This is a genomic window from Endozoicomonas sp. ALB091 (genome assembly GCF_049310265.1).
Classification (GTDB): Bacteria; Pseudomonadota; Gammaproteobacteria; order Pseudomonadales; family Endozoicomonadaceae; genus Endozoicomonas.
Genome location: NZ_JBLYNQ010000008.1, coordinates 62,591 through 87,475, shown reverse-complemented (window position 1 = coordinate 87,475; position 24,885 = coordinate 62,591). Strand labels below are relative to the sequence as shown.

Below are 24,885 nucleotides of genomic sequence, written 5' to 3'. Positions count from 1 at the left end.
AGTAACCCACTCTTTACCACACCAGGTGGGAAACATAAGGAAAATATCGGATTTTTCCGATGGACAGGCAAAGCTTCAGCAATCTTCAGCAAAGCGATCAAGATTAATTGAACCTCAAAAAGTCCCAATGCCTGATTTAGGACAAAGGCCTGCCGCTGCCTGTCAAGTTACCTCTCACTTTCAAAGCGATCACTCCACCGCCCGCTCAACGGATCAGGAAGCGGCCCATCAGAGCCTGAGCACCGGTGAGTTCTATTTTGCCAATACTCCGTTAACCCAACAGCGAATTATTGATCAATTACGCCATGAACAGCCTGCAACCTATTGCATTCGCGCGCTGGATGATCTGGAAAAACAGGGCCTGATGCAACAAACCTGGCTAGAGGGCGGCCAATTAAAAAAAGCGGAAGGCCGACTGTTTACGGATGAGCCGATGACCCTGGTGTTTGACCTGACCGCCATGACACCCGGTGATATTGCCAGCTTTAATGACCTCCTTCAGGTGTGCCCCAAGTGTAACGATAAACCACTGGGCGACCAAATCCGGCGGGTATTTCTGGTCAACCACGGGATGCTGGACGGAAGTAAGCCCGCCAACCCCGACCTCTGGCGCAGATTAGGACAAATGCCGGAAAAGGCCGTACCAGAAGCCGACTGCTATATTGCTGATTCGGTGACCGATGAAACCTTGCTGGCACAAAAAACCACGGAAGATATACCGGCCAATGCCCTCCGCGTCACCATCAACTTTGCCACCACCGACAACTGGTACCATCAACTGTTTGGTGGTATCACCCTCAATGATCGGGGTCGCCTGGTTTTTTCTGAAGGGGCTTTGGCCAACCTGAAAGAGAATACCCACCTTGTGCTTAACAATGCACCCTGGGAAGACACTGGCTTCCAGGCAGCCCTGGCAACGGCCATACGGGTTGGCGGATTCACCGCCAACAAACAATGGGTACGGCTGCCTGAGCGGATATCCCTGTCCGTAGCCCATGTCTGTGCCACCGAACTCAAAGCCCGGAAAGATCAGTCGATCAGCGACAGCACCGTTTTTTGTTCCCAGAGCCCGTTTGTGGTGATTAACGGCAGCTCAATCGAGCGTCTCAAAGGCCATGTGATGGTAGAGGGCACTGCCGTTGTGCAAACGGATATGCTCGCTAATCTGCTGCAAGGTTGCAGGCAACTGGTGCTTACTGGCGAGCTGGATGACAAACAGTGGTTATGGTTATTGTGCCGACTGGAGGAATTACCGGAGAGTAAAAGACCACAGTTGTTTGCCAATTTGCCAACCGATTTGTTGCTCCCAGCAAGGGCTGGTGACTGTCCAACCACGGGAGCCTGCAACCCACACTGCGCCACTTTTACCTATCAGATCAACCCCGGGGATACCCTGGAATCCCTGCAACAGGTCAACCTCACCAGCCAGAGCCGTTTCACTTTTTCCCTGACCAACAGTCGACTGCTGGATGCCCTGGTCAATGGGACGCCAACGACCCTTTATGGTCTGGAGCGCAACCCGGAATTGGCTGCCAACCTGGAAACCCTGTTATTGCCCGCCCCTTACCTGTTTATTCATGGGCATAAGATGGATCTGCCAAAGGCACAGGTCACCTTCACGCCTCCCCCGGGGCAGCAAACCACCGGCTCAGCATTGATCAACGCCCTGCTCAACCGTTCCGACAGCCAACCACCCGCACCGGAAAACCCGGTCTACTCCCTGCTGATGTCTCTGCCCCAATCCTGTCAAAGGCACTATCCGGACAAGCCGCCCTGGACCGGGGACGATTTTCAGTATCGGTTTGAGCAACAGGCCGAGGCAGAACGCCTGCTGGACGGTAGCCCAGGGCTGCTGCCCTGCCATCAACGCCGAGCCTTGCATGTGCTGTTGGCCAAGGCGTATCGCGGCGATCCGGAGATTTACAGTTTCATCAAGGCGAAAATTGCCGGTTATTATCCGGATCAACCCGCCGACAACCGGGCCGACCGATCCGCCCTGGAGCAATGGCTGGCCCACCACCCGGCCCCGGAACTGAGGGACATCAAGGCTGATTTCTGGGCGCTGGCCCGGCACTGCCCGGCCACGGTACACCAAGGCAGCCAAGACCCGTATCCTGTATCTCACGACGCAGTGAACCAGCTGGCCACCTATATTGTCGCCGCCGCCCCCCGGGCACAGCAGCGGCCCCTGGCACAGCGATTGGGTGTTGATCTTCGGCTGGTCCGGCAAAAACGCTGGTTTGACGGGAACCTGCGCTCAACCTTAAAAGATACCCTGATTGCTCACCGGGCATCACTCAGGCAGGGCACCATCATCAGCCAAACGGCCGGGACGCTGGAGAGCCAGATTGCCGCCATTCTAAATCAGACCGATCAACAGAAATCACAACAGATTCGGGAGTTACTGGCCACTGCCTTTGTTGATGATCAGTTACCCGGGCCGTGTCAGGATCTGCCCGATGCCCTTCTTGCCCGACAGCGCCATCACTGGTCCCGGCAGGAGCGGCGTCTGGAGCATTTGGCCCAGAGGGTCCGGGAGCATCCCGTGGTGTTCCTGCAGGGTGAGGCCGGAGCCGGCAAGACCTTTATGGCCAGAGCCATTGCGGCCAGGGCTGGTTATCCAGACTGTCAGGTGCTTCAGCTTGGGCCCAACCACACCTCAGAAGCCCTGTTTGGTGGACCGCAGCTGGTGAGTTATTCAGTGGGCAATGGGGCGGAGGACCATGGCACCGAATTTTGTGAAGGGCCACTGCTGCAGTGGGCATTATCGAAAGATCCGCCCCTGCTGGTGCTCGATGAAGCCAACCTGGTGCCAGAGGGTCTGCTTGCCCCCCTGGCCGGTTTAACCCGGCAGCCGCCGGTGCTCCATTATCAGGGCCGGGAGTACGAACTGAACAACCGGCACCGGATTATTCTCACCGGTAATCCGGATCATTATTCGGGACGGCACCTGGATAACACGCTGAAATCACGGATTCCCACCTTCTTTTATAACCCCTTGCCGGACACCGTGCTGGCCAACGCCATCATTCTGCCCAATCTACCGCAGGCCTGGCCTGATCACCTGAAACAACAGGCCCGTGACCGGCTATTAACCCTGTACAACCAGTTCCGGGAGCTGCAGGACCAGACCACACCCAGAGATATCACCGATGTGCTGGCCACCGTTCGCCAGATTCTCCGTCACTGTTCCGCTACCGGGGACGACACGCCAGCGCAAGTCAACGCCCTGATCAGGCGGGCATTTATGGACAGTCTGGCCGGTGCTGTAACCACGGAATACCAGCAACGGCTGAGAACCCTCAACGTCTGGTACCAGGGCCAGTTCAAGGAAGATCCGTCCCTTTTGGCGGGGGTTGACGCGAGCTTTACTGATTTTATCCAACGACTGCAGGCCGCCAACCCCGATGGTGACTTCTCTGCGGAGCCTGTCCGGCAGCTGGTCTACCACTACTGGCAAAGTCTGGACAAGGATGACTCGGGACGCACCGCCATGCTGGTGGAAGGGCCGGCGGGCTGGGGCAAGGATTTTGTGCTAAACAGAACCATCCGGCTCTGGCAACAACAGCAAGAGAGGAAACAACAGCCAGTACGCCCATTTGTCCATATCAATGCCAACCCGAACCAGTGGACCTCTTTGGCAGAAAGCGTCAAGCAAGCGATGAGCCGGGGGCAACTGATCGCCATCAGTGAGCTTAACCTGATTCCCAGCCACTATGTAGAAGGGTTGCTGAATAATGTGTTGACCGGCCATGCAGCACGGGGATTTCGCCTGTTTGCCACCATCAATCCCGGCTATTTTGCCGGACGGGAAGCGCTGAGCAAGGCCCTGACGAGCCGCTGCACCCAGGTCAGGCTGGCTGCCCTTACCCCGGAAGAACTGGAAGGGCTGGTGCAGGGTTTGCCCAAGATACCTGATGGGTTGCCCAAGTGGCTGGCGGGTCACTTCCACCAACTGGCCACAGCACTGCATCAGCAGAACCGCCCGGTGCAACTGGCACTGAACGACCTGTTCAGCAGCGCCCGGCAGCTGGCCAGTCAGCGGCCTGAACATTGGCATCAGGCCTTGCGAAAACACCTGTCACTGCCCTTTCGTGCCTTGCAGACAACGCTGCCTCCGCTGAAGGAGGATACCGCACGCCTGGAACGAATCCAGCAGGAAGAACAACGGCGCCGGGACCTTGAGACCATAGCCAATAGCATGCCCGGACTGTTGACGCCCATCACGGTAACATTCGGGCCTGAACTCCGTTGTGGTGACCGGGTAATCACGGTGACACCGGAGGCAACAGATCAGGACGTCATGACGATTGCACAAGCCATGCAGCAAGATATGGAGATCAGCGGCAATAGCGGGTCAACGGTAAACCCGCAACAAACGGGTCATTCGGCTTATCCTTGTAAATTTGGCGATATTTTGGTGCCCCCCCACTACAAGGTCACCAGGTACTTCCCCAAAAACCCTTACGATGCCCGCCAATATCGTCTCTTTTTTCGGGAGACCCGTCTGGATGAAGACGGCCGGTTGCGCAACTACCCCATCGACTGGACAAATGGCACGCTAACATCGTTGCCAGGATGGCCTGATGATAACGTCTGGCGGACCAACCTTGGAGCAGATGAACTGCCCGGCAAGTTTGTGCTGATCCTGAATAACCAGTGGCAGCCCCTGCCTGCCATGACGCCCAAAGACCAGCTCCGGGCACTGCGCTGCACCCCGGACACCCCCATTGAGCTGGCCCGAAGCGAGCTGACAGGGCAACTGTTAATCAAAAGTAAGGCAGCCTCAGCATCACCGGTTACGGTGGACTTTATCATTGCCCCCGAGCAAGCCTATTTTACCCTGCTAAGACCGGGCGAGTGGCTGACATTACCAGAGGGATTGTGCAGTCAACGGCTTGCAGATCTGTTGGAAGTGCAGATTTTTTACCCCAAAACGAACACCTGCGAAGCCTATGCAGAGCTGCGTAACATCCATGGGATCCCGGATATCCCGCAACGACTCAGGGCGTTGATGGGTTGGCTGGATACATTTTCCGATAGCAAAAATGTGACCGGGCAAGATGAACAGCTGTTGCTGAATATGCTCAGGGAGAAACAGGGGGTTTGCCGACACAAGGCGACGATTTTCCAGGTGCTCTGCCACTATTGGGGTATTCCTGCGCGGCAAGTAGCGAATGCTTCGCACCGTTTTGTTGAGATCAGCCCCGATGGCGGCCACACCTGGCGACAATACCAACTTGGTGGTGGCGGACAGGCCACTGCAGATATCACAGAACCCGACTGGGGGGATTATCATCGTCCAGACAATTCCAAGCTGAAGCTAACCGCTAAAAGGCGGGATGCCTATTCCGACCAAATTCTTGAGTCACCGGGATTTTCTTTGGGTAGTAAGATTAACTATTGTCTTGAAATTATTAAAAATGACTTACAGTCAAATACAAACAGATCAGCTTCGACTGAGTTTATGCACAGATTTAAAGATTTCTATTCTGCATTCAACAGAGGACCGGTAAAAACCAGCACATTTCCGGATTATTGGGAGATACTATTATCACCACAAATGTTTTACCGGTTTGGTGAAAACATAAAAGATTGGAAAAGTATCATAGAAGAAAGCGCTTGGCATATAGTGGATAAGCATATGGCGGATAATATGGTCAATTGCAGTGTGAAAGATTCTTTCCTTAATTCGCATCTGAAGATATTATGCTCCCTGATACATGCACAAAAGCCTGATGTGCACTATTTAAACTGGCTATGTGATCTTTACCGCTCAGTGCCTGAATTTCTGAAATATGTATTATTGGCCATCTTACAGACATTCTCCGGGTTCTGTGATTCCTGTCAGTTAAAAGGCCGGGTAAAACGAATGCTTATGTCTTATTCTCTAAGATCCATAAAAATTGACAAGCTTGATCCGGTAACAGATCGTGGTAAACGATTTTCACAGCGGTGCATAAAACTTGTCAAAACGATGACTATGAGCCGCTCACTTTTGGAGCGACTTTCGCAGCATCGCATCCATCAACAACTCCACCACCAGCCTGTCGGCAATTACATTATCGTCCCTGAAAAGCTTGTGTCCGGAGAGGCTGCTTTCCTGAATATATCAAAATCTACAATCTACAAACCCATTATCTTCGATTGTACTTCTTTGCCAGAACAAGAAGTAACCGACAAGATTTCTGGAAGAATAAAATCCGGAATAAGGTCAGAAATTAGAGAATTACATGAGAGTGAAAAGAGTTTAGATTTACTCTCGATGATAAAAAAAACATTCTTTTATTGGCTGGCAGTTCACCACATGGATGATGCCACTTCTCCCATTTGGTTGACTTGCCTTTATGATAGTTATTCTAAGACAGTGCAGCCTTTCCAGGATTTTAACTATAAAGTCATCAAGTGGGAATTTGATCACATCTCCCAATTAAAATTACCCCCGGAAAGTATAAAAGGCTATTTTAACCAACCTTCCGCTGTCGTTCTTCAAAAGAATGATTTGCTTGCTCTTTTAGACGAGTTTCTTGTTTTGATCGCAGACTAGGAAAATAGATACCTTATACTGAGGAAGTGCAAAAAGTTGTAAGCGAGTACCAGAATACTCAAGCCTCGCTTAACCATGCAATGTAGTAGGATTTTGGAGAATTTGTCATTTATTTTTTAAATTGTCACTTCTTTTTTAACTCTCCAAACATTTTGGAGGACATTAAATATTTTGGCAACCAATGTCCATAATTATATTTCATTAATTCATGGAAAATATAAAACGTAGACTACTCTACGGCATCAACAGGCATTAGTTTTTACTGGCTTTTTTTCTCTTCCTTTTTCTCTTTTTTGGTTTCTCTGTTTGCTCTTCTAAATATTCTTCAGCGGTAAAATAACAGTCATCCGAAAACTGCCATTCTTCATCGGCAGTAAAATATGCCTCATCTGCTGCCTCCTCACCACTGCTATGTAACACAAGAGCATGGACCTCTGGCGAGACGGCTAACTTTATCTTTATATGCTCAATAACTCTTTTCATTGAATCCTGGTTATTAAGCTTGTTCACCGGTATTTCAATGACCTCAAATCCTAATTTTTTCAGCAGGGCGACTTTCAATAAAGTCGAACCATTCCTGGTTTTGAAATCACCACACACGTAATGAGAAGGTCCCTGAACGTCGATCACCAGGTTGTAATCTGGCAGTAGCAGGTCAACCGGAGGTAATGAGTTCAAACTCTTTTCTTCTTCAATCTTCAAAGACGGAAGGCTGGATTGCAGTTGATCGCGCAAGCTGGATTGAGATTGTGAAGTAATCGTCGGGTAATGGGGGACGACCGGACACGCTCTTCCAAGCCAGCTTGCTGCCATGGCAATGATGGATTCATCCTCTGTATCTATTTGCAAGGTATTTTCCAGGCGAGAAAATAGTTCACCTATGTGCTTTTCAAGCAAGCTTTTATTATTGGTGTAATTACAAAGATAAAACCTGGCACAAAATACCATGACTCCCCAGAGAGACATCAATACACCCTGGTGATAGAACTGAGAGCTTTCACTGACTCTTTCGACAAGAGAATCGAACGTAGATTTAACCAGGTTCAGCTCAATAGCCTCACCCAGTTTTGCCAAGACCCACAGCAGGTTGGTGACTTCCTGTGGCTTGAAGTGGTCTTTTTCTTCTGTTGATTCGACTTTGTTTTTTACATTGTACAAAAGCACGGTCATGATTTCTTTGAGCTTCGCTGTCTTCTCTAGCCCGTTGTCCCCCAGTTTTGCCAAGGCCCACATTATGTTGGCGACTTCCTGTGGCTTGAATTGGTCTTTCTTTTCTTTTGATTTGGCTTTGGTTTGCATCAGGGGCAACAGCGCGCCCACAGCCTCTTTGAACTTTGCCACCTTCTCCAGTTCCAGCCCGTTGTCCACCAGTTTCGCCACGGCCCACACCAGGTTGGCAATATGCTGAGGATTAAAGTGCTCTTTCTCTTCTTTTGATTCGGCTTTGGTTTTCATCAGGGGCAACAGCGCGGCCATGGCCTCTTTGAGGTTTGGTGTCGTCTGTGCCAGCCCGTTGTCCACCAGTTTCGCCAGGGCCCACAGCAGGTTGGCCACTTCCTGTGGCTTGAAGTAGCCTTTTGATTTTCTGGTTTTCACATGGGGCAACAGTGCAGCGACGGCCTCTTTGAGCTTCGCTGTCTTCTCCAGCGCCAGCCCGTTGTCCACCAGTTTCGCCAGGGCCCATTGCAGGTTGGCGACTTCCTGGGGTTTAAAGTGGTCTTTGTCTTCTGTTGATTCGGCTTTGGTTTTCACAAGGGGCAACAGCGCGACGACAGCTTCTTTGAGCTTCGGTGTCGTCTCCAGCTCAAGCCCGTTGCCCACCATTTTTGCCAGGGCCCACAGCAGATTGGCAGTACCCCGGGTATCAATACCCAGGGCGTCAGGTTCTTGGTTGCACTTAAGAATTACTGCATCAAGTAACGTTGACAAAAAAGCTGTCTGAGCCTCCTTGCTTCTCTCATTCATGTACTTATGTGGGGTAAAAACACCCGCTGATGTAAATGCATGAAGCGTCGTCGTCAGGCTTCTCCAGGTCCACCCGGATGTCGCTTTAAAAGCGTGCAACAAGGGTATCAGTTGGCGTTGTTCACTGTGATTTAATGGTCGTTTTGACCTTGATGTGTATTGTTTGATTGAACAGGCAAAATGACTGTGTTTTTTTCCTTTATAGCGATCACCATAATGAGTAGATATCCTCATCAGGTCATCCATTTTTGCTTGTGTGATAAGAGCATTAAAATCCTGAACCGGTTTTATTGAATGTCTTGGTGGATGGTTAGCAGAGGAGGCGTCAGAAGCACGATAAAATGCATGACGCTCCGGGATATAGGGGAGTGGAGTATTCATCCGCCTCACTGTGCCATACCTGTATCGCCCACTCCCTGAAGCACCGGTATGATCATCCGATTGATTGTAATCATTACCTGATGTTGTGCATGCCCAACTTATACCAGCACCACCTTTTTCCATAATTATATTTCATTAATTCATGGGAAACATAAAATGTAGACTACTCTACGGCATCAACAGGCATTAGTTTTACTGGCTTTTTTTCTCTTTCTTTTTCTCTTTTTTGGTTTATTTATTTGCTCTTCTAAATATTCTTCAGCGGTAAAATAACAGTCATCCGAAAATTGCCCTCCTTCATCAGCAGTAAAATATTCCTCACCTGCCGCCCACTCCCTGCTGCTGTCAGGTGACACAGGACCATGGGCCTCTGGCGAGACGGCTAACTTTGTCTTAATTTGCTCAATAACTCTTGTCATTGAATCCTGTTTCCAAAGCTTGTTCACCGGGATTTCAATGACCTCAAATCCTAATTTTTGCAGCAGGACGATTTTAAGCAAAGTCGAGCCATTCCTGGTTTTGAAATCACCATTCACGTAATGAGAAGGTCCCTGAACGTCGATGACCATGTTGTAATCTGGCAGTAGCAGGTCAATCGGAGGTAATGAGTTCAGACTCTTTTCTTCTTCAATCTTCAAAGACGGAAGGCTGGATTGCAGTTGATCGCGGAAGGTGGATTGAGATTGTGAAATAACTGTCGGGTAATGGGGGACGACCAGACACGCTCTTCCAAGCCAGCTTGCGGCCATGGCAATGATGGATTCATACTCTGTATCTATTGGGAATGTATTTTCCAGGCGAGAAAATAGTGCACCTATGTGCTTTTCAAGCGAGCTTTTATTATTGGTGCCATTACAAAGATAAAACCTGGCACAAAATACCATTACTCCCCAGAGAGACATCAATATACCTTGTTGAGGGAACTGGGGGTTTTCACTGATTCTTTCGACAAGAGAATCGAACGTAGATTTAACCAGGTTCAGCTCAATAGCCTCACCCAGTTTTGCCACGGCCCACAACAGGTTGGCGATATGCTGAGGAATAAAGTGGTCTTTCTCTTCTTTTGATTTGGCTTTGGTTTTCACATGGTACAAAAGCGCGGCCAGGGTCTCTTTGAGGATCGCTGTCGTCTCCAGCTCCAGCCCATTGTCCACCAGTTTTGCCACGGCCCACAACAGGTTGGCGATATGCTGAGGAATAAAGTGGTCTTTCTCTTCTTTTGATTTGGCTTTGGTTTTCACATGGTACAAAAGCGCGGCCAGGGCCTCTGTGAGGATCGCTGTCTTCTCCAGCTCCAGCTCCAGCCCGTTGTCCACCAGTTTTGCCAAGGCCCACAGCAGATTGGCGATATGCTGAGGAATAAAGTGGTCTTTCTCTTCTTTTGATTCGGCTTTGGTTTTCACATGGGGTAACAGCGCGGCTACCGCCTCGGTTAGCTTTGGTGCCTTCTCTAACGCCAGCCCATTGTCCACCAGTTTCGCCACAGCCCACAGCAGGTTAGTGATACCTTGAGTGTTGAAGTGGTCTTTCTCTTCTTTTGATTCGGCTTTGGTTTTTACATGTGGCAACAGCGCGGCCACAACTTCTTTGAGCTTCGCTGTCATCTCCAGCCCATTGTCCACCAGTTTCGCCACGGCCCACAGCAGGCTGGTTATATGTTGAGGAATAAAGTGCACTTTCTGTTGTTTTGATTCGGCTCTGGTTTTTACATAGGACAAAAGTGCGGCTACGGTCTCTTTGAGCTTCGGTGTCTTCCCCAGATCCAGCCTGTTGTCCACCAGTTTCGCCACGGCCCACATCAGGTTGGCGACTTCCTGTGGATTGAAGTGGTCTCTCTCTTCTTTTGATTCGGCTTTGGTTTTCACCCGGGGCAACAGCGCAGCAACGGCAACTTTGAGCTGCGGTGTTTTCTCAATCTCCAGCCCGTTTTCGACCAGTTTCGCCAAGGCCCACAGCAGATTGGCGATATGTTGAGGAATAAAGTGGTCTTTCGCTTCTTTTGATTCGGCTCTGGTTTTCACATGGGGCAACAGTGCGGCGACGGCCTCTTTGAGCTTCGCTGTCTTCTCCAGCTTCAGTCCGTTGTCCACCAGTTTCGCGAAGGCCCACAGCAGGTTGGCGATATGCTGAGGAATAAAGTGGTCTTTCTCTTCTTTTGATTCGGCTTTGGTTTTCACATCGGGTAACAGCGCGGCTACCGCCTCTTTGAGCTTCGGAGCCTTCTCCAACTCCAGCCCATTGTCCAACAGTTTCGCCATGGCCCAAAGAAGGTTGGCGGTCGCTTGAGTGTCGAAGTGGTCTTTCTCTTCTTTTGATTCGGCTTTGGTTTTCACATGGCGTAACAGCGCGGCCACGGCCTCTTTGAGCTGCGCTGTCTTCTCCAGCTCCAGCCCGTTGTCCACCAGTTTCGCCAGAGTCCACAGCAGGTTGGTGGTAGCTTGAATGTTGAAGTGGTCTTTCTCTGCTTTTGATTCGGCTTTGGTTTTCACATGGGGCAGCAGCGCAGCTAAGGCCTCTTTGAGCTTCGGTGTTTTCTCCAGCTCCAGCCCGTTGTCTACCAATTTCGCCAACGCCCACAGCAGGTTGGAGATATGCTGAGGAATAAAGTGGTCTTTTTCTTCTTTTGATTCGGCTTTGGTTTTCACCCGGGGCAACAGCGCAGCAACAGCCTCTTTGATCCTGGGTGTCTTTTCCAACTCCAGCCCGTTGCCCACCAGTTTCGCCAAGGCCCACAGCAGGTTGGCGGTACCTTGCGCATCAATATCCCTGGTTTCAGGTTTTTGGTTGCACTTAAGTATTACCAGATCAAGCAAATTTGACAGTAGAACAGCTTGAGTTTCCTTAACACACGCATCCATGTATGTATGAGGGGTAAAAACACCCGCCGAAGTAAATGAATGAAACGTTGTCGTCAGGCTTCGCCAGCCCCACAGGGGTGTCGCTTTAAAATTGTGTAACAATGGTATCAGTTGACGTTGTTCACTGTGATTTAAAGATCGTTGTGACGCTAATGTGTATTGTTTAATTAAAGTGGCAAATTGACTGTGTTTTTTCCCATTATAGCGATCACCATAATGAGTAGATATCCTCATCAGTTCATCCATTCTTTCTTGTGTGATGAGAGCATTAAAATCCTGAACCGGTTTTATTGAATGTCTTGGTGGATGGTTAGCAGAGCAGGCGTCAGAAGCACGATAAAATTCATGACGCGCCGGGATATAGGGGAGTGGAGTATTCATCCGCCTCACTGTGCCATACCTGTATCGCCCACTCCCTGAAGCACCGGTATGATCATCCGATTGATTGTAATCATTACCTGATGTTGTGCATGCCCAACTTATACCAGCACCACCTCTGTCCATAATTATATTTCATTAATTCATGGGAAACATAAAATGTAGACTACTCTACGGCATCAACAGGCATTAGTTTTACTGGCTTTTTTTCTCTTCCTTTTTCTCTTTTTTGGTTTATTTATTTGCTCTTCTAAATATTCTTCAGCGGTAAAATAACAGTCATCCGAAAATTGCCCTCCTTCATCAGCAGTAAAATATGCCTCATCTGCCGCCCACTCGCTGCTGTCAGGTGACACAGGACCATGGGCCTCTGGCGAGACGGCTAACTTTGTCTTTATTTGCTCAATAACTCTTGTCATTGAATCCTGCTTCCAAAGCTTGTCCACCGGTATTTCAATAACCTCAAATCCTAATCTTTTCAGCAGAGCGACTTTCAATAAAGTCGAACCATTTCTGGTTTTGAAATCACCACTCACGTAATGAGAAGGTCCCTGAACGTCGATAACCGTGTTGTAATCTGGCAGTAGCAGGTCGACCGGAGGCAATGAGTTCAGACTCTGTTCTTCTTTAATCTTCAAAGACGGAAAGCTTGACTGGAGCTGATCGCGTAAGATGGATTGAGATTGGGAAATGATTGTCCGGTAATGTGGACCCACTGGACACGCCCTCCCAAGCCAACTTGCAGCCATGGCAGTGATGAATGGAAACTCTGAATTGCACGGGGATGGACTTTCCAGGCGAGAGAACAGTTCATCTATGTGCTTTTCAAGGGCGTTTTTATTATCGTCACCGAAGTACAGATAATACCTGGCACTAAATACCATGACTCCCCAGAGAGCCATTGATATATCTTGCTGAGAGAGCTGAGGGTTTTCACTGATTCTGTCGACAAGAGAATCGAACATAGATTTAACCAGGTTCAGCTCAATGGCCTCACCCAGTTTTGCCACGGACCACACCAGTGTGGTGACCTCCTGTGGCTTGAAGTGGTTTTTCATTTCTTTTGATTCGGCTTTGGCTTGCACATGTTGCAACAGCACGGCCAAGACTTCTTTGAGCTTCGGTGTCTTCTCCAGCTCCAACCCGTTTTCCAACAGTGTCACCACGGTCCACAGCAGGTTGGCGATATGCTGTGAAATAAAGTGGTCTTTCTCTTCTTTTGACTCGGCTTTGGTTTTCACATCGAGCAGCAGCACGGCCAAGGCCTCTTTGAGCGTTGCTGTCTTCTCCAACCCATTGTCCACCAGTTTCGCCAAGGCCCACAGCAGGTTGGCGACTTCCTGTGGCTTCAAGTGGTCTTTCTCTGCTGTTGATTCGGCTTTGGTTTTCACCTGGGGCAACAGCGCAGCCACGGACTCTTTGAGCTTCGGTGTCTTCTCCAGCTCCAGCCCATTGTCTACCAGTTTCGCCAGGGCCCACAGCAGGTTGGTGACTTCCTGTGGCTTGAAGTGGTCTTTTTCTTCTGTTAATTCGGCTTTGGTTTTCACATGGGGCAACAGCGCGGTTACAGCCTCGTTGAGCTTCGCTGTCTTCTCCAGCCCGTTGTCCACCAGTTTCGCCACGGCCCACAGCAAGTTGGCGAGGTGCTGTGGCTTGAAGTGGTCTTTCTCTTCTTTTGATTCGGCTTGGTTTTTGACCTGGGGAAACAGCGCGGCCATGACCTCTTTGAGCTTCGGTATCTTCTTCAGCTGCAGCCCATTGTCCACCATTTTTGCCAGGGCCCACAGCAGGTTGGCAGTACCTTGAGTGTTGAAGTGATCTTTCCCTTCTTTTGATTCGGCTTTGGTTTTCACATGTGGCAGCAGCGCAGCTACGGCCTCTTTGAGCTTCGGTGTTTTCTCCAGCTCCAGCCCGTTGTCTACCAATTTCGCCACTGCCCACAGCAGGTTGGAGATATACTGAGGGATAAAATGGTCTTTCTCTTCTTTTGATTCGGCTTGGGTTTTCACATGGTACAAAAGCACGGCCACGGCCTCTTTGAGGATCGCGGTCTTCTCCAGCTCCAGCCCGTTATCCACCAGTTTCGCCACGGCCCACACCAGGTTGGCGACTTCCTGTGGCTTGAAGCGGTCTTTCTCTTCTTTTGATTCGGCTTTGGTTTTTACATGGGGCAACAGCGCGGCTATCGCCTCGTTGAGCTTCGGTGTTTTCTCCAGCCCATTGTCCACCATTTTTGCCATGGCCCACAGCAGGTTGGCAGTACCTTGAGTGTTGAAGTGATCTTTCCCTTCTTGTGATTCGGCTTTGGTTTTCACATGGGGCAGCAGCGCAGCTACGGCCTCTTTGAGCTTCGGCGTTTTCTCCAGCTCCAGCCCGTTGTCTACTAATTTCGCCACTGCCCACAGCAGGTTGGAGATATGCTGAGGGATAAAATGGTCTTTCTCTTCTTTTGATTCGGCTTTGGTTTTTACAAGGGGCAACAGCGTGGCGACGGCTTCTTTGAGCTTTGGTGTCGTCTCCAGCTCAAGCCCGTTGCCCACCATTTTTGCCAGGGCCCACAGCAGATTGGCGGTACCTTGGGTATCAATACCCATGGCGTCAGGTTTTTGGTTGCACTTAAGTATTACTGCATCAAGTAACGTTGACAAAAAAGCTGCCTGAGCCTCCTTGCTTCTCTCATTCATGTACTTATGTGGGGTAAAAACACCCGCTGATGTAAATGAATGAACCGTTGTCGTCAGGCTTCGCCAAGGCCATCCGCGTGTCGCTTTAAAAGCATGCAACAATGGTATCAGTTGGCATTGTTCACTGTGATTTAATGGTCTTTTTGACCTTGATGTGTATTGTTTGATTGAACAGGCAAATTGACTGTGTTTTTTCCCATTATAGCGATCACCAAAACGAGCAGATATGCTCACCAGGTCATCCATTCTTTCTTGTGTGATAAGAGCATTAAAATCCTGAACAGGTTTTATTGAATGTCTTGGTGAATGGTTAGCAGAGCAGGCGTCAGAGGCAGGATAAAATTCATGACGATCCGGAATATAGGGAAGTGGAGTATTCGTCCACCTCACTGTGCCATACCTGTATCGCCCACTCCCTGAAGCACCGGTATGATCATCTGGTTGATTATAATCATTATTGCCTGATGTTGTGCATGTCCAACTTATACCAGCACCGCTTTTGTCCATAATTATAATTTCATTAATTCATTGAAAATATAAAATGTAGACTACTCTACGTCATCATCGGGCAGCAGTTTTTACTGGCTTTTTTCTCTTCCTTTTTCTCTTTTTGGGTTTATTTATTTGCTCTTCTAAATATTCTTCAGCGGTAAAATAACAGTCATCAGAAAATTGCCCCCCTTCATCAGCAGTAAAATAGGCCTCATCTACCGCCCAGTCGCTGCTGTCAGGGGTCACAGGACCATGGGCCTCTGGCGAGACGGCTAACTTTGTCTTTATTTGCTCAATAACTCTTGTCATTGAATCCTGCTTCCAAAGCTTGTCCACCGGTATTTCAATAACCTCAAATCCTAATCTTTTCAGCAGAGCGACTTTCAATAAAGTCGAACCATTCCTGGTTTTGAAATCACCACTCACGTAATGACAAGGTCCCTGAACGTCGATCACCGTATTGTAATCTGGCAGTTGCAGGTCAACCGGAGGTAATGAGTTCAGACTCTGCTCTTCTTTAATATTCAAAGACGGAAGGCTTGACTGGAGCTTATCGCGTAAGATGGATTGAGATTGGGAAATGATTGTCCGGTAATGGGGGCCCACTGGACACGCCCTCCCAAGCCAACTTGCAGCCATGGCCGTGATGAATGGAAACTCTGTATTGCACGGGGATGGACTTTCCAGGCGAGAGAACAGTTCATCTATGTGCTTTTCAAGGGCGTTTTTATTATCGTCACCGAAGTACAGATAATACCTGGCACTGAATACCATGACTCCCCATAGAGCCATTGATATATCTTGCTGAGAGAGCTGAGGGTTTTCACTGATGCTGTCGACAAGAGAATCGAACATAGATTTAACCAGGTTCAGCTCAATGGCCTCACCCAGTTTTGCCACTGACCACACCAGTGTGGTGACCTCCTGTGGCTTGAAGTGGTTTTTCATTTCTTTTGATTCGGCTTTGGCTTGCACATGGTGCAACAGCGCGGCCAAAACTTCTTTGAGCTTCGGTGTCTTCTTCAGCTCCAACCCGTTTTCCAACAGTGTCACCACGGCCCACAGCAGGTTGGCGATATGCTGTGGAATAAAGTGGTCTTTCTCTTCTTTTGACTCGGCTTTGGTTTTCACATCGAGCAGCAGTGCGGCCACGACCTCTTTGAGCGTTGCTGTCGTCTCCAGCTCCAGCCCATTGTCCACCAGTTTCGCCAAGGCCCACAGCAGGTTGGTGACTTCCTGTGGCTTCAAGTGATCTTTCTCTGCTGTTGATTCGGCTTTGGTTTTCACATGGGGCAACAGCGCGACCACGGACTCTTTGAGCTCCGGTGTCTTCCCCAGATCCAGTCTGTTGTCTACCAGTTTCGCCAGGGCCCACAGCAGGTTGGTGACTTCCTGTGACTTGAAGTGGTCTTTTTCTTCTGTTAATTCGGCTTTGGTTTTCACATGGGGCAACAGCGTGGTCACAACCTCGTCGAGCTTCGCTGTCTTCTCCAGCCCATTGCCCACCAGTTTCGCCACGGCCCACAGCAGATTGGCGATATGCTGAGGAATAAAGTGGTCTTTCTCTTCTGTTGATTCAGCTTTGGTTTTCACCCGGGGCAGCAGCGCGGCCAAGGCCTCTTTGAGCTTCGGTGTCTTCTCCAGTTCCAGCCCGTTGTCCACCAGTTTCGCCACGGCCCACAGCAAGTTGGCGAGGTGCTGTGGCTTGAAGCGGTCTTTCTCTTCTTTTGATTCGGCCTGGTTTTTTACCTGGGAAAACAGCGCGGCCATAATCTCTTTGAGCTTCGGTAGCTTCTTCAGCTTCAGCCCATTGTCCACCAGTTTCGCCAGGGCCCACAGCAGGTTGGTGAGTTCCTGTGGCTTGAAGTGGTCTTTCTCTTCTGTTGATTCGGCTTTGGTTCTCACCCGGGGCAGCAGAGCAACCAAGGCCTCTTTGAGCTTCGGTGTCTTCAACTCCAGCCCGTTGTCCACCCATTTCGCCACGGCCCACAACAGGTTGGCGATATGCTGTGCATTAAAGTGGTCTTTCTCTGCCTTTGATTCGGCTTTGGTTTTTACCTGGGGCAACAGCGTGGCCACGGCCTCTTTGAGCTTCGCTGCATTCTCCAGCGCCAGCCCGTTGTCCACCAGTTTTGCCATGGCCCACAGCAGGTTGACGACTTCCTGTAGCTTGAAGTGGTCTTTCTCTTCTTTTGATTCGGCTTTGGTTGTCACGTGGGGCAAAAGCGCGGCTACAGCACCTTTGAGCTTTGGTGTTTTCTCCAGCCCGTTGTCTACCAATTTCGCCACGGCCCACAGCAGGTTGGAGATGTGCTGAGGGATAAAGTGGTCTTTCTCCTCTTTTGACTCGGCTTTGGTTTTCACCTTGGGCAACAGCGCGGCCACAGCCTCTTTGAGTCTGGGTGTCTTTTCCAGCTCCAGCTCATTCACCAGTTTCGCCATGGCCCACAGCAGGTTGGCGCTACCTTGTGCATCAATATCCCCGGTTTCAGGTTTTTGGTCGGACTTAAGTATTACTGCATCAAGTAAAGTTGACAGTAAATCTGCCTGAGTTTCCTTACTTCCCTTATTCATGTATTTGTCAGGGGTAAAAACACCCGCTGACGTAAATGAATGAAGCGTTGTCGTCAGGCTCCGCCAGGTCCACCCGGCGGTTGCTTTAAAATTGTGCAACAATGGTATCAGTTGGCGTTGTTCACTATGATGCAAAGGTCGTCTTGACGCTAAAGTGTATTGTTTGATTAAAGTGGCAAATTGACTGTGTTTTTTCCCATCATAGCGATCACCGAAACGAGCAGATATGCTCACCAGGTAATCCATTCTTTCTTGTGTGATGAGAGTATTAAAATAATGGACAGGTTTTACTGAATGTCTTGTTGGATGGTTAGCAGAGCAGGCGTCAGAAGCACGATAAAATTCATGACACTTCTGGATATAGGGGAGTGGCGCATTCACCTGTCTGACTGTGCCATGGCAATATCGCCCAGCCGTTGAAAAATCGGTACGATCATCCGGTTGTTTATAATCATTACCTGATGTTGTGCCTTGCCAACTGATACCAGCACCGCCTTTGTCCATCATTATATTTCATTAATTCATGGGAAATATAAAAAGTAGACTACTCTACGGCCTCATCAGGCATTAGTTTTTACTGGCTTTTTTTCTCTTCCTTTTTCTCTTTTTTGGTTTATTTATTTGCTCTTCTAAATATTCTTCAGCGGTAAAATAACAGTCATCCGAAAATTGCCCTCCCTCATCAGCAGTAAAATATGCCTCGTCTGCCGCCCACTCACCGCTGCTAAGTGACACAGAGCCATGAGCTTCAGGGAGAGCGGCTAACTTTTCCTTTATTTGCTCAATAACTATTTTCATTGAATCCTGGTTCCCAAGCTTGTTCACCGGGATTTCAATGACCTCAAATCCTAATTTTTTCAGCAGAGCGACTTTCAATAAAGTCGAACCATTCCTGATTTTGAAATCACCACTAACGTAATGAGAAGGTCCCTGAACGTCGATCACCGTATTGTAATCTGGCAGTTGCAGGTCAACCGGAGGTAGTGAGTTCAGACTCTTTTCTTCTTCAATCTTCAAAGACGGAAGGCTCAATCGGAGTTGCTCGCAGAAGGTAGATTGAGATTGTGAAATAATTGTCTGGTAATAGGGGACCACCGGACACGGTCGCCCAAGCCAACTGGCGGCCATGGCAATGACGGTTTGAGCCTCTATATTCTTCGGGGATGTATTTCCCAGGCGAGAAAATAGTTCACCTATGTGCTTTTCAAGCGGGTTTTTATTATCTCTACCGAAGTACAGATATAACCTGGCACAGAATACCATGACTCCCCAGAGAGACATCCAAGTATTTTGCAGAGAAAGCTGAGGGGTTTCACTGATTCTGTCGGCAAGAGAACCGAACATAGATTTAACCAGGTTCAGCTCAATGGCCTCACCCAGTTTTGCCATGGCCCACAGCAGGTTGACGGTACCTTGAGTATTGAAGTGGTCTCTCTCTTCTTTTGATTCGGCTGTGGTTTTTACATGGTACAACAGCGCGGCCAGGGTCTCTTTAAGCTTCGCTGTCTTCTCGAGCTCCAGCCCGTTGTCCACCAGTTTCGCCAAGGCCCACAACAGGTTGGCCACTCCCTGTGGCTTGAAGCGGTCTCTCTCTTCTTTCGATTCGGCTTTGGTTTTCACATGGTACAACAGCGTAGCCAGGGCCTCTTTGAGCTTCGCTGTCTTCTCCAGCTCCAGTCCGTTGTCCACCAGTTTTGCCAAGGCCCACAGCAGGTTGGCAATATGCTGAGGAATAAAGCGGTCTTTCTGTTCTTTTGATTCGGCTTTGCTTGTCACATGGGGCAACAACGCGGCTACGACCTGTTTGAGCTTCGGTGTTATCTCCAGCTCCAGTCCATTGTCCACCAGTTTCGCCAAAGCCCACAGCAGGTTGGCGATATGCTGTGCATTAAAGTGGTCTTTCTCTGCCTTTGATTCGGCTTTGGTTTTTACCTGGGGCAACAGCGTGGCCACGGCCTCTTTTAGCTTCGGTATCTTCTTCAGCTCCAGACCATTGTCCACCAGTTTTGCCATGGCCCACAGCAGGTTGGCGATATGCAGAGGAATAAAGCGGTCTTTCTGTTCTTTTGATTCGGCTTTGGTTGTCACATGGGGCAACAGCGCGGCTACGACCTGTTTGAGCTTCGGTGTTTTCTCCAGCTCCAGTCCATTGTCCACCAGTTTCGCCACAGCCCACAGCAGGTTGGTGATATCCTGAGGATTAAAGTGGTCTTTCTCTTCTTGTGATTCGGCTTTGGCTTTCACCCGGGACAGCAGCGCGACGACGGCTTCTTTGAGCTTCTGTGTTTTCTCAGGTTCCAGCCCGTTGTCCAACAGTTTCGCCAAGGCCCACAGCAGGCTGGCAACCTCCTGTGTGTTGAAGTGGTCTTTCTCTTCTTTTGATTCGGCTTTGGTTGTCACGTGGGGCAGCAGCGCGGCCACAGCCTCTTGGAACTGCGCTGCCTTCTCCAGCCCGTTGTCTACCAGTTTCGCCAGAGTCCACAGCAGGTTGGCGGTAGCTTGAGTGTTGAAGTGGTCTTTCTCTTTTTTTGATTCGGTGTTGGCTTTCATCAGGGGCAGCAGCGTGGCTACCGTTCCTTTGAGCGTTGGTGTCTTCTCCAGCCCGTTGTCCACCAATTTTGCCACGGCCCACAGCAGGTTGGAGATATGCTGAGGGATAAAATGGTCTTTCTCTTCTTTTGATTTGGCTTTGGTTTTCACCAGGGGCAACAGCGCGGCCACGACCTCTTTGAGTTTTGGTGTCTTCTTCAGCTCCAGCCCGTTGTCTACTAATTTCGCCACGGCCCACAGCAGGTTGGAGATATGCTGAGGGATAAAATCGTCTTTCTCTTCTTTTGATTCGGCTTTGGTCTTCACCAAGGGCAATAGCGCGGCCACGGTCTCTTTGAGCTTCGGTGTCTTCTCCAGCTCCAGCCCGTTGTTCACCAGTTTCGCCAGGGCCCACAGCAGGTTGGCGGCACCTTGTGCATCAATATCCCTGGTTTCAGGTTTTTGGTTGCACTTACGTATTACTGCATCAAGTAAAGTTGACAATAAAGCTTCCTGAGTTTCCTTACTTCCCTCACTCATGTACTTATGAGGGGTAAAAACACCCGCTGAAGTAAATGAATGAAGCGTTGTCGCCAGACTTCGCCAGGTCCACCCGGAGGTAGCTTTAAAATTGTGCAAAAATGGTATCAGTTGGCGTTGTTCACTATGATGCAAAGGTCGTCTTGATGCTGAAGTGTATTGTTTGATTAAGGTGGCAAATTGACTGTGTTTTTTACCATCATAGCGATCGCTATAACGCGCAGATATGCTCAGCAGGTAATCCATTCTTTCTTGTGTGATGAGAGCATTAAAATCATGAACAGGTTTTATTGAGTGTTTTTTTGCATGGTTAGCAGAAAAGCCGTCAGAAGCACGATACTCATTACGCTTCTGGATACAGGCGAGTGGCGCATTCACCTGTCTGACTGAGCCATGCCAGTATCGCCCACTCTTTGAAGAATCGGTACGATCATCCGGTTGTTTATAATCATTACCTGATGTTGCGCATTGCCAACTGATACCAGCACCGCCTCTGTCCATCATTATATTTCATTAATTCATGGGAAATATAAAAAGTAGACTACTCCAGGAGGCTTTCCGAGAATAGCGCCCGTCGCGAGGACGGGAGAAAATTGAGGATAAAAATTTGGTTTTGTGAGGTGAATAGCGGGGCTATTTGCCGAACAAAAGCGGATTTTTAGACCAATTTGCTGTCGCCGCACGACTGCATGGATGCAGGAGCTAGGGCAACGCAGGAGCAGTTGCCGCGTAGGGCAGTCTATTCTCGGACAGCCTCCCAGAGCCTCATCAGGCCGTAGTTTTTACTGGTTTTTTTCTCTTCCTTTTTCTCTTTTTGGGTTTATTTATTGGCTCTTCCAAATATTCTTCGGCGGTAACATAACCGTCATCGGAAAATGGCTCTCCTTCATCAGCAGTAACGTATGCCTCATCTGCCGCCGCCTCACCACTGGTATGGAACACGCCATGAGCCTGTGGCGGGACTGCTAACTTTATCTTTATTTGCTCAATAACTCGTTTCATTGAATCCTGTTTCCAAAGCTTGTTCACCGGAATTTCAAGGACCTCAAATCCTGATTTTTGCAGCAAGGCGATTTTCAACAAAGTCGAACCATTTCTGGTTTTGAAATCACCACTCACGTAATGAGAAGGTCCCTGAATGTCGATAACCATGTTGTAATCTGGCAGTAGCAGGTCAACCGGAGGTAATGAGTTCAGACTCTTTTCTTCTTCAATCTTCAACGACGGAAGGCTTGATTTGAGTTGATCGAGGAAGGTGGATTGAGATTGTGAAATAATTGTCGGGTATTGGGGGGTGACCGGACACGCTCTTCCAAGCCAGCTTGCGGCCATGGCAATAATGGATTGATCCTCGATACTGCCTGAGGAGGTATTTCCCAGGCGGGAAAATAGTTCACCTACATGCTTTTCAAGTGAGTTTTTATTATTTTTACCGTAGTTAAGATAACATCTGGCACAGAATGCCATGACTCCCCACAGAGACATCCATCTACTTTGCTGAGGGAGCTGGAGGTTTTCGCTGTTTTTGCCGACAAGAAAATCGAACGTTGATTCAACCACCTTCAGCTCAATCACCTCACCCAGTTTTGCCACGGACCACATCATGCTGGCGACTTCCTGTGGCTTGAAGCGCTCATTCTCTTCTTTTGATTCGGCTTTGGTTTGCATCAGGGACAACAGCGCGACTACGGACTCTTTGAGTTCCGATGTCTTCACCAGCTTCAACCCGTTCTCCACCAGTTTCGCCAGGGCCCACAGCAGGTTGGCAATATGCTGATGAGAAAAGTGGTCGGTCTCGTCTAATGATTCGGCTTTGCTGGTCACCTGGGGCAACAGCGCAACCACGGCCTCTTTCAGCTTCGGTGTCTTCTCCGGCACCAGTCCGTTGTCTACCAGTTTCGCCATGGCCCACAGCGAGTTGGCGGTATCTTTTGCGCTGAAGCGGTCTTTCTCTTCTTTTGATTCGGCGTAGGTTTTCACATAGGGCAACAACCAGGTCACGGCCTCTTTAAGCCTGGGTGTCTTCTCCGGTTCCAGTCCGTTGTCTACCAGTTTCGCCATGGACCACAGCAGATTGGCGACTCCCTGTGGCCTGAAGCGGTCTTTCTCTTCTTTTGCTTCAGCTTTGGTTTTCACATGGGGCAACAGCGCGGCCACAGCCTCGTTGAGCTGCGGAGTCTTCTTTAGCTTCAGCCCGTTGTCTACCAGTTTCGCCAGGGCCCACAGCTGGTTGGTGACATGCTGAGGAATAAGGTGGTCTTTCTCTTCTTTTGATTCAGCTTTGGTTTTCATCAGGGGCAACAGCACAGCCACGACCTCTTTGAGTTTCGGTGTTTTCTCCAGCTCCAGCCCGTTGTCTACCAATTTCGCCGCCGCCCATATAAGGTTGGAAATTTGCTGAGGATTGAAGTGGTTCTTCTCTTCTTTTGATTTGGCTTCAACATGAATCAACACTGCGTCCACAGTCTCTTTGAGCTTCGGTGTCCTCTCCAGCTCCAGCCCATTGTCCACCAGTTTCGCCAAAGCCCATTGTAGAGAGGCGACTTCCTGCAGCTTGAATTGGTCTTTCTCTTCTGTTGATTCGATTTTGGTTTTCATCAGGGGCAACAGCGCCGCCACGGCCACTTTGAGCGTCGGCATCTTCTTCAGCTCCAGCCCGTAGTCCACCAGTTTCGCGAAGGCCCATAGCAGGTTGGCGATACCTTGATTGTTAAAGTGGCCTTTCTCTGCTTTTGATTCGGCTTTGGTTTTTACATGAGGCAACAGCGCAGCCACAGCCTCTTTGAGTTTCGGTATCTTCTCCAGCTCCAGTCCATTGTCCACCAGTTTCGCGAAGGCCCACAGCAGGTTGGCGACACCTTGAGTGTTAAAGTGGTCTTTCTCTTCCTTTGATTCGGCTTTGGTTTTCACATGAGGCAACAGCGCGGCCACGGCCCCTTTGAGCGTTGGTGTTTTCTCCAACCCCTTGTCCACCAATTTCGTCACGGCCCATAGCAGGTTGGCAATCTGCTGAGGAATAAAGTGGTATTTCTCTGATCCAGCTTTGGCTATCACATGGGGCAACAGCGCGGCCACCCCCTCTCTGAGCACCAGTGTCTTGTCCAGCTCCAGCCCGTTGTCCACCAGTTTCGCCACAGACCACAGCAGGTTGGCGATATGCTGAGGAATAAAGTGTTCTCTCTCTTCTGGTGCTTTGGCTTTGGCTTTAACATGGATCAACAGTGCAACCACAACCTCTTTGAGCTTCGGTGCTTTCTCCAGCGCCAGGCCGTTGCCCACCAGTTTCGCTACAGACCACAGCAGGTTATTGATACCTTGAACATCAAGATACCTGGCTTCAGGTTTTTGGTTGCACTTGAGTAGTACTTGATCAAGTAAAGTCGACAGTAAAGCCGCTTGAGTTTCCTTAACCCACTCTTCCATGTATTTATGAGAGGTAAAAACACCCGCTGAAGTAAATGAATGAAACGTTGTCGTCAGGCTTCGCCAGGTCCACCCGGTTGTCACTTTAAAATCGTACAACAATGGCATCAGTTGACGTTGTTCACTGTGATGCAAAGGTCGTTTTGACGCTGCAGTGTATTGTTTGATTGAAATGGCAAATTGACTGTGTTTCTTACCATCATAGCGATCACCGTAATGGGTAGATAACCTCAACAGGCAATCCACTTTTTCATGTGTGATAAGAGCCTTAAAATCATCAACAGGTTTTAATGAGTGTCTTCTTGGATGGTTAGCAGAACAGGCGTCAGAAGCAGGATAAAATTCATTATGCTTCTGGGTATAGGGAAGTGACGTATTCACCTGTCTGACTGTGCCATGCCGGTATCGCCCCCCCTTTGAACAATCGGTACGATCATCCGGTTGATTATAATCATTACCTGATGTTGCGCATTGCCAACTGATACCAGCACCGCCTCTGTCCATCATTATATTT

The 24,885-nt window shown here is 49.3% G+C and carries 7 protein-coding genes; 1 reads left to right on the top strand and 6 read right to left on the bottom strand.

The window, feature by feature from the left end; genetic code table 11:
- The first annotated feature begins 127 nt into the window (after window positions 1-127).
- Window positions 128-6,547 carry an AAA family ATPase gene (locus ACO6UX_RS17160; protein WP_422449609.1) on the top strand — a complete coding sequence of 2,140 codons (6,420 nt, stop codon included), beginning with the start codon at window positions 128-130 and terminating at the stop codon, window positions 6,545-6,547.
- Window positions 6,548-6,799: 252 nt separating this feature from the next.
- On the opposite strand, the gene ACO6UX_RS17155 is transcribed toward ACO6UX_RS17160, so the two are convergent.
- The 6 genes from ACO6UX_RS17155 to ACO6UX_RS17130 form a co-directional block, all read right to left on the bottom strand.
- A complete protein-coding gene (locus ACO6UX_RS17155; RefSeq protein WP_422449608.1) occupies window positions 6,800-9,016 on the bottom strand; it encodes a DUF1601 domain-containing protein in 2,217 nt (738 codons plus the stop codon).
- Window positions 9,017-9,069: 53 nt separating this feature from the next.
- Window positions 9,070-12,255 (bottom strand): RAP domain-containing protein, encoded by a 3,186-nt coding sequence (locus tag ACO6UX_RS17150; RefSeq protein WP_422449607.1) that lies wholly within the window; start codon window positions 12,253-12,255, stop codon window positions 9,070-9,072.
- 53 nt (window positions 12,256-12,308) lie between these two features.
- Window positions 12,309-15,320, bottom strand: a complete 3,012-nt coding sequence (locus tag ACO6UX_RS17145; RefSeq protein WP_422449606.1) for a DUF1601 domain-containing protein — start codon at window positions 15,318-15,320, stop codon at window positions 12,309-12,311.
- Between the two features lie 54 nt (window positions 15,321-15,374).
- A complete protein-coding gene (locus ACO6UX_RS17140) occupies window positions 15,375-18,386 on the bottom strand; it encodes a DUF1601 domain-containing protein (RefSeq protein WP_422449605.1) in 3,012 nt (1,003 codons plus the stop codon).
- A 60-nt stretch (window positions 18,387-18,446) separates the two neighbouring features.
- The gene (locus ACO6UX_RS17135) at window positions 18,447-21,452 is read right to left on the bottom strand and encodes a DUF1601 domain-containing protein (protein WP_422449604.1); all 3,006 of its coding nucleotides are present in this window, start codon (window positions 21,450-21,452) and stop codon (window positions 18,447-18,449) included.
- A 264-nt stretch (window positions 21,453-21,716) separates the two neighbouring features.
- Window positions 21,717-24,878: a DUF1601 domain-containing protein gene (locus tag ACO6UX_RS17130; RefSeq protein ID WP_422449603.1), complete on the bottom strand. Its 3,162-nt coding sequence runs from the start codon at window positions 24,876-24,878 to the stop codon at window positions 21,717-21,719.
- Window positions 24,879-24,885 lie beyond the last annotated feature (7 nt).